This is a genomic window from Streptomyces sp. CC53, assembly GCF_001865245.1.
Classification (GTDB): domain Bacteria; phylum Actinomycetota; class Actinomycetes; order Streptomycetales; family Streptomycetaceae; genus Streptomyces.
This window is the reverse complement of the sequence record NZ_MKXB01000194.1, coordinates 76,801-90,823: the sequence shown is the minus strand read 5'-3', so window position 1 is coordinate 90,823 and position 14,023 is coordinate 76,801. Positions and strand designations below refer to the sequence as shown.

Below are 14,023 nucleotides of genomic sequence, written 5' to 3'. Positions count from 1 at the left end.
CTCAGCTGCCGCTAGTGCGGGTCGGCTGCGATGTGCTGCGTACCGATCCGCTTGCGGAACACCCAGTAGGTCCACCCCTGGTAGAGCAGCACCAGCGGGGTGGCGATCGCGGCACACCAGGTCATGATCTTCAGGGTGTACGGGCTGGACGCGGCGTTCGTCACCGTCAGGCTCCACGCCGGGTCCAGCGACGACGGCATGACGTCGGGGAAGAGGGTCAGGAACAGCATCGCCACCGCCGCGGCGATCGTCACGCCCGACAGCGCGAAGGACCAGCCCTCCCGGCCCGCCTTGATCGCACCGACGGCTCCGACGAGGGCCGCCACGGCGATGCCCATCGCGATCAGACTGCTGCCGTCACCCCGTGACGCCTGGGTCCACGTGAGGAAGGACAGCGCGAGGACGGCCGTGACCAGGCCGAGGGCGAAGGCCAGCTTCCGGGCCCGCTCCCGGATGTCGCCCACGGTCTTGAGCGCCGCGAAGACCGCTCCGTGGAACGTGAACAGTGTCAGCGTGACGAGGCCGCCCAGCAGTGCGTACGGGTTGAGCAGGTCGAAGAGCGTGCCGACGTACTCCTTCGACGCGTCGATCTTCACGCCTCGCACGATGTTGCCGAAGGCCACGCCCCACAGCACGGCGGGGATGAGGGAGGTCCAGAAGATCGCCTGCTCCCAGTTGTTCTGCCACTGCGGCTCGGGCCGCTTGGCCCGGTACTCGAAGGCGACACCGCGGACGATGAGGCAGAGCAGGATCAGGAGCAGCGGCAGGTAGAACCCGGAGAAGAGGGTGGCGTACCAGTCGGGGAAGGCGGCGAAGGTGGCACCGCCCGCGGTGAGCAGCCACACCTCGTTGCCGTCCCACACGGGCCCGATGGTGTTGATGAGGACGCGCTTCTCGGCCCGGTCACGGGCGAGCAGCTTGGTCAGCACCCCGATCCCGAAGTCGAACCCCTCCAGGAAGAAGTAGCCGATCCACAGGACGGCGATGAGGACGAACCAGATGTCGTGCAGTTCCATGTTGCGTCTCCCCTCCCTCAGTACGAGAAGGCCATGGGCCGGTCGGGATCGCGGTCGTGGCCGCCGATCTTGGTGGGCGGGTTGAGGTCGGCCTCGGTGAGCTCGGGCGGGCCGGCCTTGACGTACTTGGCCAGCAGCTTGACCTCGACCACGGCGAGCACCGCGTAGAGCAGGGTGAAGGCGATCATCGAGGTGAGGACCTCGGCCTGGGTGACTCCGGGGGAGACCGCGTCACGCGTGCGCAGCACGCCGTAGACGACCCAGGGCTGGCGCCCCATCTCGGTGAAGATCCATCCCCAGGAGTTGGCGATGAGCGGGAAGGCCAGCGTCCACAGGGCGACCCACCAGTAGAGACGGGTGAGCTTCGGGCTGAGCGGCTTCTTGAAGAGCACCAGGTGCGGCACCTCCTCCTCGCCGACCCGGTGGGCCTTCGGGAGCAGGAACTTCTTGCGGGTCAGCCAGAGGCCGAGGAGCCCCAGGCTGAAGGACGCCATGCCGAAGCCGATCATCCAGCGGAAGGACCAGTACGTGACGGGGATGTTGGGACGGTAGTCACCCGGCCCGTACTTCTCCTGTTCAGCCTCGTTGGTGTCGTTGATGCCGGGCACGTACGAGTCGAAGTCGTCGTTGGCGAGGAAGGACAGCAGACCGGGGATCTCGATGGCGACCTTGTTGTGGCCCTTGTCCACGTCGCCGTACGCGAAGACGGAGAAGGGCGCGGGTGCCTCGCCGTCCCAGAGCGCCTCCGCGGCGGCCATCTTCATGGGCTGCTGCTGGAACATGACCTTGCCGAGGATGTCGCCGCTGAGCGCGGTCAGCATGCCCGCGGCGACCACGGTGACCAGGCCGAGCCGGAGCGAGGTCTTCATCACCGGGATGTGCTTCCGCCGGGCCAGGTGGTAGGCGGCGATGCCGACCATGAAGGCGCCGCCGGTGAGGAAGGCCGCGGACATGGTGTGGAACACCTGGGTGAGGGTGGTGTTCTGGCTGAGGACCGCCCAGAAGTCGGTCAGCTCCGCACGGCCGGTGGCCTCGTTGATCCGGTAGCCGACCGGGTGCTGCATCCAGGAGTTCGCGGCCAGGATGAAGTACGCGGAGAGGATCGTGCCGATCGACACCATCCATATGCAGGCCAGGTGGATCCGCTTCGGCAGCTTGTCCCAGCCGAAGATCCACAGGCCGATGAAGGTGGACTCGAAGAAGAAGGCGATCAGCGCCTCGAAGGCGAGCGGTGCGCCGAAGACGTCACCGACGAAGCGTGAGTAGTCCGACCAGTTCATGCCGAACTGGAACTCCTGCACGATGCCGGTGACGACCCCCATGGCGATGTTGATCAGGAAGAGCTTTCCCCAGAACTTCGTCGCCCGGAGGTACTTCTCCTTGCTGGTGCGCACCCACGCCGTCTGCAGACCGGCAGTGAGGGCGGCGAGTGAGATGGTCAGGGGGACGAAGAGGAAGTGGTAGACGGTGGTGATACCGAACTGCCACCGCGCCAGCGTCTCTGGCGCCAGAGCCAGGTCCACGACGATCTTCTCCTTACGGGCTGCGCGGGCGGCAGCCCTGCCTTGCACCCCGACCCGGCGGCCGGAGCGTTGCACCCGGCCTCAGGGCCGTGGCCTTGCACCCCGGCCGGGTGGCCGGGGCCTCGAACCCCGACTGGCGGCCGGGGCGGCGGACCCCGCTACGCGGCTGGGTCCTCGCGTCACCCGTTCGGCCTCCTGCGCTTCCGATGGATACCAGTCGATCTCAGGAGGAACAGGCACGCTTGTGAATGCGTTCACAATCACAAGCCATTATGGCCTACACGAAATCCGCAGGCGGAACCGGGGGTCCCTCCGAAGGCTCCCTTCCCCGGCGTTTCAACATCCTGTTGAATCCAGGGATGCAGATCCGCATCTCCTGGCCGGGCGGCCAGACGACGGCCACTCTGGGCGAAACCCGTACGAGCAGGGCGCTCGTGGGAGCCCTCCCGATCACCTCGACGGCCCGCACCTGGGGGCAGGAGGTGTATTTCGCCACACCGGTCCCCGCAGCCCTGGAAGCGGACGCCCGCCAGGTCGTGCAGCCGGGCACGGTCGCGTTCTGGACCGAGGGCGACGCCTTGGCTCTGCCCTACGGCCCGACGCCGATCTCACACGGGGAGGAATGCCGGCTGGCGAGCCCATGCAACGTCCTCGGGCGGCTCGACGGGGACCCGGACGTACTCGCCACGGTCCGCGACGGCGACCCGGTCCGCGTGGAGCGGGTCGGCGGCTGAGCGCGGCGACGGCCCGGCTGCCGGCCGCCTCCGGACCGACCGCGCCCGAAAGCCCGCCCGCTCCGGAGCGACCATCACACGGCCCGGAAGCCGCTCCTCCCCGACCGACCGGCTGCGATCCGGTGGCCCGCCGTGCTCTCGGACCGGTCCGGAGAAGGCCGGGACGGACCGTCCCGCACCGGCTTCGACGTCCGGAGGCCGACGGTTCGCTAGACAGACCGATCCCCCGGCCCGCAGAGGCCGGTAGCCGACCGAGGAGAGGACCGGCGCGGCGGACGGGCCGGGGGCGGACCGCGCACAAGGCCGGCCGTGCAGGCGCGCCGGACGCCCCGACCAAGCAGGCAACCAGCCCGCGGGCGGGCCGGAAGCCGACCGAGCACAAGACCGGCCCCCCGGCACCGGCTCCCGACGAGCACTCCGGGAGCGGGCCCGGCGCGAGAACGGCCCCGCGGGCCGACGGGCAGCGGAACGGCCCGCGGTGCGGCTGCCCCAGGTCAAGGCGGCCGGCACCGCTAGCCGCGGACTACGGACCGCGCGACACGGACCGCTGATGCGGACCCGGGCGACGGCCCGGGCCCCCGGGCACGGGATGCGGACCGCAGGTCACCCGGGACCGGGGACGGCGCCGCCGGGCGGCCGCCCTCCGATGCTCAGAACTTCTCCTTGTAGAACGCCTCGGCGGTCCGCAGGAACAGGTCGTTCGCCTCCACCTCGCCGATCGTGACCCGCAGGCCCTCGCCCGGGAACGGCCGGACCACCACACCTGCCGCCTCGCAGACCGCCGCGAACTCCACCGTCCGCTCGCCCAGGCCCAGCCACACGAAGTTGGCCTGGGTCACCGGCACCGTCCACCCCTGGCCCACGAGCGCCTCGTACACCCGGTTCCGCTCGCACACCAGGGAGCCCACCCGGCCCAGCAGCTCGTCCTCCGCGCGCAGGGAGGCCACCGCCGCGTCCTGCGCGAGCTGGCTCACGCCGAACGGGACCGCCGTCTTCCGCAGTGCCGCCGCCACCGGCTCGTGCGCGATCGCGAAACCGACCCGCAGGCCCGCGAGGCCGTACGCCTTGGAGAAGGTCCGCAGGACCGCCACGTTCGGGCGCTCCCGGTAGATCTCGATGCCGTTCGGCACCTCGTCGTCCCGGATGAACTCGATGTACGCCTCGTCCAGCACGACCAGGACGTCGGACGGCACGCGGTCGAGGAACCGCTCCAGCTCGGCGCGGCGCACCACCGTGCCCGTCGGGTTGTTGGGGTTGCAGACGAAGATCAGCCGGGTGCGGTCGGTCACCGCGGCGGCCATCGCGTCCAGGTCGTGCACGGCGTCCGCCGTCAGCGGCACCCTCACGGAAGCGGCACCGCTGATCTGCGTGATGATCGGGTACGCCTCGAACGACCGCCAGGCGAACATCACCTCGTCGCCCGGGCCGGCCGTGGACTGCACCAGCGACTGGGCGATGCCCACGGAGCCCGTGCCGGTCGCCAGATGCGTCACCGGCACCCCGAAGCGTTCCGACAGCTCGTTCATGAGCCCGGTGCAGGCCATGTCCGGGTAGCGGTTGAAGCCGTGCGCCGCGGCCAGGGCGCTCTCCAGGACCCCCGGCAGCGGCGGGTAGGGGTTCTCGTTGGAGGACAGTTTGTAGGCGATCGTGCCGTCGGCGGCCGCCGGCTTGCCCGGCTTGTACGTGGGGATGCCGTCCAGCACGGCGCGCAGCTTGGGGCTGGTCTCGCTCACTGTGGTCCTCCTCGACCGTATGTCCCAACCGATACTGCACACCTTATGAGGATTCCGCTTTCCTGCGAATGGCCGACCGGGAAGGCATGACTCCGGTCTCCTCCCGGGTCTCTCCCCTGGGGGGCGCGCACGGATGCGACGAGCGCCGGTGGCCTGCGCCGTGGCGCGCATCCCCCGTAGAGGTGAGTTGCAGGCTCTTCGAAACCTCGTCCAGAGCCCTGGCACATGCCCGCCGACAACCGGCTGCTCACTTGGAAAGGCCGCAACTGACTTGCGATTCCATAGGGTTGGCAGCAGGCGACCATGCAGAAACGTGCCTGTCAACGAGTGAATATGCGACCGTCCCAGCCACCCGCCGTCCCCCTACTATCGGCTCGCCATGACAGCAGCAGGGAAGCACCAGGTGAGCCGGGCACAGACCCGGGGAAGCCGGCAGGGGCGCGCGGGCATCCGGGACGTGGCCGCCGCGGCGGGCGTCTCCATCACGACCGTCTCCGACGCGCTCAACGGCAAGGGCAGACTCCCCGACGCCACCCGCCGCCACGTGCGCGAGGTCGCCGACCGGCTCGGCTACCGGCCCTCCGCGGCCGCACGCACCCTCCGTACCGGCAAGTCGGGCCTCATCGGCCTGACCGTCACGACGTACGGGGATGAACCTTTCACCTTCACCGAGTTCGCCTACTTCGCGGAGATGGCCAGAGCGGCCACCTCCGCCGCCCTGGCCCGCGGCTACGCCCTGGTGATCCTGCCCGCGACATCGCGCCGCAGCCCCGCCGACGTCTGGTCGAACGTGGCACTGGACGGCACCGTGGTCATCGACCCCTCCGACCACGACCCCGTGGTGGCGGAGCTGGTCCGCCAAGGGCTCCCCGTCGTCTCCGACGGCCGGCCCGCGGGCACCCTGCCGGTCACGGCCTGGGTCGACAACGACCACGAGGCCGCCGTCCTCGGCCTGCTGGACCACCTGGCGGAGGCCGGCGCACGCAGGATCGGCCTGCTGACCGGTACCTCCACGGACACGTACACCCGCCTGTCGACGACCGCGTACCTGAACTGGTGCGAGCGCGTCGGGCAGGACCCCGTGTACGAGGCGTACCCCGCGCACGACCCGTGCGCCGGCGCGGTCGCCGCCGACCGGCTGCTGGCCCGGCCCGACCGGCCGGACGCGGTCTACGGGCTGTTCGACCCCAACGGCACGGACCTGCTGGCGGCAGCGCGGCGGTACGGGCTGCGGGTCCCGGACGACCTGTTGCTGGTCTGCTGCAGCGAGTCCGCGGTGTACGCCGCCACCGAGCCGCCCATCACCACGCTGTCGCTCAAGCCGCGCAGGATCGGTACGGCGGTCGTCCAGTTGCTGATCGACGCCATCGAGGGGCTCGACGCCGACTGGCCCGTCCAGCAGGTGATAACGACCGAGCTGATCGTCCGGACGTCGTCGCAGCGGCGGCCGCCCCGCACGACGGTCAGCCCGCCCCGGTCGCCCCGGCCTGAGTGACAGGCCGCCCGGCACCCGGTCCCCCGGCCGGAGAGGTTCCGCCCACGCGAGGAGCCCCCGGGGACGCCCGACGGGGCGCCTCCGGCCGGACGGGGAACCGGTGCCGGCCCGCGGTGGGGCCGGCTGGGAGCCGGCGCGGGTTCGGGTCGGTGCCGCGCCGCACCGGCCCGAACCCGGCAACCCCCGCCCAAGACCTTCCCAATTCGGGCGAAACGGCCGGTGAACCAGGCGTGCACCTTGATTCACCACCCCTGGTGCGTCACACAGCACAAGCCTCATTCCTATGATGGGCGGACGACACCGCGGGCCGCCGCGACCAGGCCGGTCCGCGAGGTGTAGGGCGTCGCGACGGTGGTGGAGGGGTCGATGACTCAGGGGGCCGGTCAGGGACCCGTGGTGCGGACAGCGACGTTGCGCGACTTCCGCGTACCCCCGTACGCCCAGGTGCCCGTGCAGGAGCACGGCGCGCCTCCCCCTCCGCAGCCCCCCGCCGCCTCGGGCGCGCCGGAACCGGTCGCCACGGAGGACGGCCACCCCGGCAACGCGTTCCCGGAGGGCGACTACCCCGAGGGGTACACCCCCACGGAGCGGGACCTGCCGGTCATCAACCGCGGCGACACCGTCCAGGTCCCCATGACCGTGCCACCGGTCCCCGCGACCGCCCCCGGGACGGCTCCCGGCGCCCACACCCCCGGCCCGCTGTACGTGGTCGGTGACGTGCACGGCTACCTCGACGAGCTGCTCGTCTCCCTGCGCGAGCGGGGCCTCATCGACGCCGACGGCCACTGGGCGGCCGGCACGGCCCGGCTGTGGTTCCTCGGTGACTTCACCGACCGGGGCCCCGACGGCATCGGGGTGATCGACCTCGTGATGCGGCTGTCCGCGGAGGCGGCCGCGGCGGGCGGCTACTGCAAGGCCCTGATGGGGAACCACGAACTGCTGCTGCTCGGCGCCAAGCGGTTCGCCGACACCCCCGTCAACTCCGGCGCCGGCACCGCCACCTTCCAGGCGGCGTGGCTGCTCAACGGCGGGCAGAAGAGCGACATGGACCGCCTCCAGGACGTCCACCTCCAGTGGATGGCCCGCCTCGACGCGGTCACCGTCCAGGACGACCACCTTCTCCTGCACTCGGACACCACCGCCTACCTGGAGTACGGCCAGACCGTCGAGGACGTCAACGACACCGTCCACGAGATCCTCAACCGCAACGACGCCGACGAGTGCTGGGACCTGTTCCGCAAGTTCACCAAGCGGTTCGCGTTCCGCGACGAGGGCGGCGCCGCGGCGGTGCGCGAGCTGCTGGAGGCGTACGGCGGGCAGCGTGTGGTGCACGGCCACAGCCCCATCCCGTACCTGCTCGGCGAGGTCGGCACCGAGGACGGCCCCGACGAGGACAGCGGCCCCGCGGTCGACGGCCCCCACGTGTACGCCGAAGGGCTGGCCATCGCCATGGACGGCGGGGTCACGATGGCAGGAAAACTTCTCGTCCAAGAGCTCCCGCTGGCTCACTGAGCGCATCCGTCCCAGGCGATTTCCGTAAACCCTCTGTCACGCCTCACCGTGGCGGCTCTACGATCGGCGTGCCCAACTGCCGTATCTACGCGGGCGTTCCGCGCCCCACGGGAGTCTCGGGGGATCGCCTGTGAAAAGTGCTCCGCACCTGCTGCCGGAGGACCGCGCCGACTTCGAGCGGCTGCTCGACGACGTCCTGCGCGCCGCGCGGGACCACCCGGCCCTGACCGGGATCGGTCGCCGGCTCACCGCCGGGCAGCTCCGCGCCCTGGCCCTGGACGCCTCCGCGGTCATCAGCACCGCGGCGGCGACCGAGTACGCCCACTTCGTACGGGCCCGTGAGGAGCACCGCAGACGGCCCGGGGTGAGCGCCTCTGCGCCGGACCCGGGCGCTCCGGCCGACGGGGTCATGCCCGGTGCGGGTCTCGGTGTCGTCGTGACCGTGCTGGCACCGGTCCTTGCCGGATCGGCGGCGGTCGTCCGGCTCCTGCTGGGGTTCGTCCTGAAGATGCTGGACCCGCCACCGGACGTGGCGGCTCCGCTCCTCAGCGCGGGCTGGTTCTTCGCCGCCGTCGCCGTCGCGGGGCTGTTCGCGGCCATCGTGGGCATCCTGGTCACGGCTCTGCGCAACCGCGCCAACGAGGTGACGACGGCCCGGGGGGCGGGGGGCGGGCCGCTCGACGAGACCGCCCGTGCCCGCGAGGCGTGGCGCCGCGCCCTGCTGGAGCGCGGCATCCTCCCGTTCCTCCGGGACGTCCTCGCCGACCCGCCGCCGCCACCGCTTCCCGAAGCGGCCCGCGCCCCGGTGCCCGCGCGCCGTGACCCCGCGGCCGCCGGTCCGTGCACCCCGCATCCCGCCGGGCCAGAACCGACGGGTCCGGGTCCGGTGCCGGACTGATCCGCACCGGACCGCCCGCCGGTCTGCGGCCGCCGGACACGGCATGCCTGCCCGTCCGTCCGTTCACGACGGGCAGGCGCCGCCCGGCGCATGGACGGGCGCAGCGCCGGCCGTGCCCGGCCGGGCGGCGCCCCGGCACGGCCGGCCGCTGGCGCCGCCCGGCGGCGTCAGTCCGCGATCGGCAGGTACACCCGGTTGCCCGCCTCGGCGAACTCCCGCGACTTCTCCGCCATCCCGGCCTCGATCTCGTCCGCCTTCAGGTCACCGCCGTGCTCGCGGCGGATGTCCTGCGAGATCTTCATCGAGCAGAACTTCGGCCCGCACATCGAGCAGAAGTGCGCCGTCTTCGCGGGCTCGGCCGGCAGGGTCTCGTCGTGGAACTCCCGTGCCGTGTCCGGGTCGAGGGCCAGGTTGAACTGGTCCTCCCAGCGGAACTCGAACCGCGCGTCCGACAGCGCGTCGTCCCACTCCTGGGCGCCGGGGTGGCCCTTGGCCACGTCCGCCGCGTGAGCCGCGATCTTGTACGTGATGACGCCGGTCTTCACGTCGTCGCGGTTGGGCAGGCCGAGGTGCTCCTTCGGCGTCACGTAGCAGAGCATCGCCGTGCCCCACCAGGCGATCATCGCGGCGCCGATGCCGGAGGTGATGTGGTCGTACGCCGGGGCGACGTCCGTGGTCAGCGGGCCGAGCGTGTAGAAGGGGGCTTCTTCGCAGATCTCCTGCTGCAGGTCGATGTTCTCCTTGATCTTGTGCATCGGGACGTGTCCCGGGCCCTCGATCATGGTCTGCACCTCGTGGCGCTTCGCGATCCGGTTGAGTTCCCCGAGCGTCTTCAGCTCGGCGAACTGCGCGGCGTCGTTGGCGTCCGCGATCGATCCCGGCCGCAGCCCGTCGCCCAGCGAGTAGGTGACGTCGTACCGGGCGAGGATCTCGCAGAGCTCCTCGAAGTGGGTGTAGAGGAAGTTCTCCTTGTGGTGCGCCAGGCACCACGCGGCCATGATCGAGCCGCCGCGCGAGACGATGCCGGTCTTCCGACGGGCCGTCAGCGGCACGTACGGCAGGAGCACGCCGGCGTGGACGGTCATGTAGTCCACGCCCTGCTCGGCCTGCTCGATGACCGTGTCCTTGTAGATCTCCCAGGTCAGCTCCTCGGCCTTGCCGTCCACCTTCTCCAGGGCCTGGTAGAGCGGCACGGTGCCGATCGGCACGGGGGAGTTGCGCAGCACCCACTCGCGGGTGGTGTGGATGTTGCGTCCGGTGGACAGGTCCATGACCGTGTCGGCGCCCCAGCGGGTCGCCCAGGTCATCTTCTCCACCTCCTCCTCGATGGAGGAGGTGACGGCGGAGTTGCCGATGTTGGCGTTGACCTTCACCAGGAACCGCTTGCCGATGATCATCGGCTCGATCTCGGGGTGGTTGACGTTGGCAGGGAGCACCGCCCGGCCGGCCGCGATCTCCTCCCGCACGACCTCGGCGGAGACGTTCTCGCGTACCGCGACGAACTCCATCTCCGGCGTGATCTCACCGCGGCGCGCGTACGCCAGCTGGGTCACCGGCCGGCCCTCGCGGCCCCGCCGGGGCTGCCGGGGACGGCCGGGGAAGACGGCGTCGAGGTTGCGCAGCCCGCCGCGCGGCGAGGTGTGCTTGAGGCCGTCGTCCTCCGGGCGGACCGGCCGGCCCGCGTACTCCTCGGTGTCGCCGCGGGCGATGATCCAGTTCTCCCGGAGGGGTGGTAGCCCGCGGCGCACGTCGGTCTCGACGTTCGGATCGGTGTACGGCCCGGACGTGTCGTACAGCGTGACGTCCTTGCCGTTGGTGAGGTGCACCTGGCGGACCGGCACCCGGACGTCGGGGCGCGAACCCTCGACGTATCCCTTGTGCCAGCCGATGGACTTCCCGCTCTCCTCGTTGCTGGAGGCAGGCGTGCGTGCGTCCTGAACGGTCATCCTGACCTACTCCCTACGCCGGCATTACCCGGTAACAGGTTCGGCGGTCGGCGCAGCTCTTCCCGTACGGATCTACGGAGGTCAGCGCCCTCTCAGCCCGGTGCTCCGAGCTCCCGCGTGTGCAAAGGTGCCACCACGCTAGCGCCCTTCCGGCCATGCTGAACAGGGGGCCCCTGGCGTTCTTGCGATGATCGGTCGGTGACTTCCTCGCACCAGCACCCGGAGCACGACCCGCACCAGGGCCCCCACCAGGACCCGGATCACGGTCCCCACCAGGGCACCGACCCGGGCTCCCGGCACGCCCACGACGACGGCCGGGGCCAGGGCGGCGACGCTCTCGCACACGTCCACACGCACGCCCACGCCCCCGCCGCGCCCGTCTCGCAGCACCTGCGCAAGATCATCGCAGCCGTGCTGATCCCCTTCGCCACGGCCGTCCTCGTGGGCCTCGTCGCCCTGTGGCCGGGCGGCGCCCCCGCCCACGAACGCAGCGGCGTCGGCTTCGACCGGCAGACCGAGCAGGGCAGGGTCGTCAAGGTCGAACAGGTCGACTGCAAGGACGTGAACGTCGCACAGGTGCCGCCGACCGGCGACACCAGCACCCCGGAGGGCCGTGAGGCGGTCCGGGCCCAGCAGGGCGAGTGCAAGCGCGCCACCATCGAGGTGACGACCGGCCCCCACGAGGGCCGTACGTTCACGGAGATCGTGCAGCCCGACGCACCCCGCCAGTTGGAGGAGGGGCAGGGTGTCGTCGTGGCCTACGCCCCCGACGCGCCCGAGGAGCTCCAGTACTCGGTGACGGACGTCGACCGGAAGTTCCCGCTGGCCCTGCTGGCCGTGATCTTCGCGTTGGCCGTGGTCGCCGTGGGGCGTCTGCGCGGGGTGATGGCGCTCGTCGCGCTGGGGACGAGCTTCCTCTTCCTGACGTTCTTCATCCTGCCGGCGATCCTGCAGGGATCGAACCCGCTGGTGGTGGCGGTGGTCGGGGCGAGCGCCATCATGCTGATCGCCCTGTACCTGAGCCACGGGTTCAGCGCCCGCACCTCGGTGGCGGTGCTGGGCACGCTCATCTCGCTGCTGCTGATCGGGCTGCTCGGTTCGCTGTTCGTCGGCTGGGCGAGCCTGACCGGCAACACCGACGACTACACGGGACTGATCCACGGCCTGTACCCCGAGATCGACATGTCGGGTCTGCTGCTGGCCGGCATCATCATCGGTTCTCTGGGCGTGCTCGACGACGTGACGGTGACCCAGACCTCTGCGGTGTGGGAACTGCACCAGGCGGACCCCCGGATGGGGTCGCGGGCGCTGTACCGGGCGGGGATCCGGATCGGGCGGGACCACATCGCGTCGGTGGTGAACACGCTCGTGCTCGCGTACGCGGGCGCCGCCCTGCCGCTGCTGCTGCTGTTCTCCATCGCACAGAGCAGCGTGGGGACCGTCGCCAACAGCGAGTTGGTCGCCCAGGAGATCGTGCGGACGCTGGTCGGCTCGATCGGCCTGGTGGCGTCCGTGCCGGTGACCACGGGGCTGGCCGCCCTCATGGTGTCGGCCGACCGGCCGCGGACGGGCGACGGCGACACGCCGGCCCCCAGGAGCGGCCGAGGACGCCGCCGGAAGCGCTGACGGACCGCCCCCGTACCGACCCGGTCGCAGGCGGCGGCCCTGCAGCGGCACCGGCCCAAGTGGTGGCCATGCGGCCGCGGTCGCCCGGCCCGCAGCCGTACGGACCGGGTGGTGGGTCAGCCCGCGTTCTCCGCGAGGATGCGGCCCAGCGCGGCCTCCAGGTCGCCCCCGAGGTCGCCCAGCGTCGTCTCCTGCCCCAGCGGCACCAGCCTGTCGGTGCGGTCCAGGAACGCGATCAAGGGCGGTGCGCTCGCCCGGAACACGGCCTGGTCGGCGCCCACGCACAACCGGATCAGCACGTCCGACAGATCGTCACCGGCGTCGGCCGGCTCGATCCGGACATCGCCCTCGCCGCTGGGGGCGTTCACCCCGTCCAGGAGTAGTTCCCGGCCGAACACCCAGGTCACCGGGGCGTCTCCGGGGAGGTGGAACGTCATCCGGACCGCGAACGGATCCTTGCCCTCGTACCGGAGCTCGACCGGGATCCTGAAGGACAGCTCCTCCGAGACGACGAAGCTCATCAGGACTTCGGCCTGAACCGACTCGCGCATCTGTACCCCGCTGGTGCCGTGTAAGCCACATGGTGTGAAAACGGCCAGGATTGATCGCTCCTGGCCCTCGTGCCGCAATGGTCCTGCACGCGCCCGCAGATCACAAGGAGTGATTTTTCAGATACTGATAGAGAGCGCGAGTGCGCCCAGGAGCTTTCCCGTCTCGTTGCGTAGTTGTTCGACTGCGGGAAGCAGTCGGTGCTCCTGGTGGAGGGGGAGAGAAATGGCCATCGCCGCAGCAGTGTCGCCCGCAGCGATCGGAATGGCCGCGCAGACGGTCCCCAGTGCGTACTCCTGGCGTTCGATGAACGGCAGTGCCGGACCTCGCCTGTTCAGCCGCTCCAGGAGCATCTGACGGTCACGCACCGTATACGGCGTGATCGCCTCGACGGGGTGGCGGTCGAGGTGGTCCTCACGGGAGCGCTCATCGAGCTGACCCAGCAGGCACTGGCCGATTGCATGCGCGTGGCCGGTCTCGCGGAAGTCGGCCCACTCGTCGACGGCGGGCGCCGCGGGGGTGTCGGACACGGCGACGAGCTGGATCTCGCCGTCCCGGTAGACGGCGAAGTAGACGGGTACGCCGATGGCGTCCCGCCAGTCCGCTAAGGAGTCCTTGATCTTGCTGCGACGATTCTGCAGAGCTCCGGCATCGGCCAGCCGCCGCGCCGACTCCCCGAGCATGAACACGCCCTTGTCGCGCAGCAGGTAGCCCTCGTACGCCAGGGTGCGCAGAAGGTGGTACGCCGTCGGGAGGGCCAGACCCGTCTCGCGCGCCAGTTGTTTGGCCGGAGCCCCTCCGGGATGGGAGCCCGCGGCCTCCAGAAGTCTCAGTGCCCGCTGCACGGAGCCGATCAGCGTCGGGGCAGCGGAAGTCGAAGCCATGACCATAGGTCACCCCCAGGCATTCGCCCACAGCAGTAGTCGTACGAACCGCTGGTCAGGCGTTCACTCTGCCCCTGGTTCCAAGGGCCGCGGAAGCGCTGCCACTC

General features: G+C 70.9%; 11 protein-coding genes and 1 riboswitch. Of the genes, 5 read left to right on the top strand and 6 right to left on the bottom strand.

Translation table 11 applies throughout. The features are described 5' to 3' along the window. Positions 1-11: 11 nt before the first annotated feature. Positions 12-1,016, bottom strand: coding sequence for a cytochrome d ubiquinol oxidase subunit II (gene cydB / locus BJP40_RS25280; protein WP_071267643.1), 1,005 nt, complete (start codon positions 1,014-1,016; stop codon positions 12-14). 17 nt (positions 1,017-1,033) lie between these two features. Next, on the bottom strand, positions 1,034-2,539 hold the full coding sequence (locus BJP40_RS25275) for a cytochrome ubiquinol oxidase subunit I (protein WP_071282611.1): 1,506 nt from the start codon (positions 2,537-2,539) through the stop codon (positions 1,034-1,036). 359 nt (positions 2,540-2,898) lie between these two features. On the opposite strand from BJP40_RS25275, the gene BJP40_RS25270 reads away from it, so the two are divergent. Next, positions 2,899-3,273: a cyclophilin-like fold protein gene (locus BJP40_RS25270; protein ID WP_071282609.1), complete on the top strand. Its 375-nt coding sequence runs from the start codon at positions 2,899-2,901 to the stop codon at positions 3,271-3,273. A 650-nt stretch (positions 3,274-3,923) separates the two neighbouring features. Here the strand turns inward: BJP40_RS25270 and hisC are convergent. Beyond that, on the bottom strand, positions 3,924-5,006 hold the full coding sequence (gene hisC, locus BJP40_RS25265; RefSeq protein WP_071282607.1) for a histidinol-phosphate transaminase: 1,083 nt from the start codon (positions 5,004-5,006) through the stop codon (positions 3,924-3,926). Between the two features lie 379 nt (positions 5,007-5,385). On the opposite strand from hisC, the gene BJP40_RS25260 reads away from it, so the two are divergent. From BJP40_RS25260 to BJP40_RS25250, 3 genes are all read left to right on the top strand, one after another. Further along, on the top strand, positions 5,386-6,501 hold the full coding sequence (locus BJP40_RS25260) for a LacI family DNA-binding transcriptional regulator (protein ID WP_071282605.1): 1,116 nt from the start codon (positions 5,386-5,388) through the stop codon (positions 6,499-6,501). A gap of 351 nt (positions 6,502-6,852) precedes the next feature. Next, a complete protein-coding gene (locus BJP40_RS25255; protein WP_256220820.1) occupies positions 6,853-8,013 on the top strand; it encodes a metallophosphoesterase in 1,161 nt (386 codons plus the stop codon). Positions 8,014-8,143: 130 nt separating this feature from the next. Further along, positions 8,144-8,911, top strand: a complete 768-nt coding sequence (locus tag BJP40_RS25250) for a hypothetical protein (RefSeq protein ID WP_071282601.1) — start codon at positions 8,144-8,146, stop codon at positions 8,909-8,911. Positions 8,912-9,078: 167 nt separating this feature from the next. On the opposite strand, the gene thiC is transcribed toward BJP40_RS25250, so the two are convergent. Then, positions 9,079-10,857, bottom strand: a complete 1,779-nt coding sequence (thiC, locus tag BJP40_RS25245; RefSeq protein WP_071266087.1) for a phosphomethylpyrimidine synthase ThiC — start codon at positions 10,855-10,857, stop codon at positions 9,079-9,081. Beyond that, positions 10,851-10,984: riboswitch (TPP riboswitch) on the bottom strand. (Overlaps the previous gene by 7 nt.) A 71-nt stretch (positions 10,985-11,055) precedes the next feature. On the opposite strand from thiC, the gene BJP40_RS25240 reads away from it, so the two are divergent. Beyond that, positions 11,056-12,483 (top strand): YibE/F family protein, encoded by a 1,428-nt coding sequence (locus tag BJP40_RS25240; RefSeq protein ID WP_071282599.1) that lies wholly within the window; start codon positions 11,056-11,058, stop codon positions 12,481-12,483. Positions 12,484-12,599: 116 nt separating this feature from the next. On the opposite strand, the gene BJP40_RS25235 is transcribed toward BJP40_RS25240, so the two are convergent. Next, entirely contained in the window at positions 12,600-13,034 is a 435-nt protein-coding gene (locus tag BJP40_RS25235) for an SsgA family sporulation/cell division regulator (protein WP_071266091.1), read from the bottom strand. Positions 13,035-13,151: 117 nt separating this feature from the next. After that, complete coding sequence (locus BJP40_RS25230; RefSeq protein ID WP_079171453.1) at positions 13,152-13,922, bottom strand: IclR family transcriptional regulator; 771 nt, start codon at positions 13,920-13,922, stop codon at positions 13,152-13,154. Between the last annotated feature and the right edge of the window lie 101 nt (positions 13,923-14,023).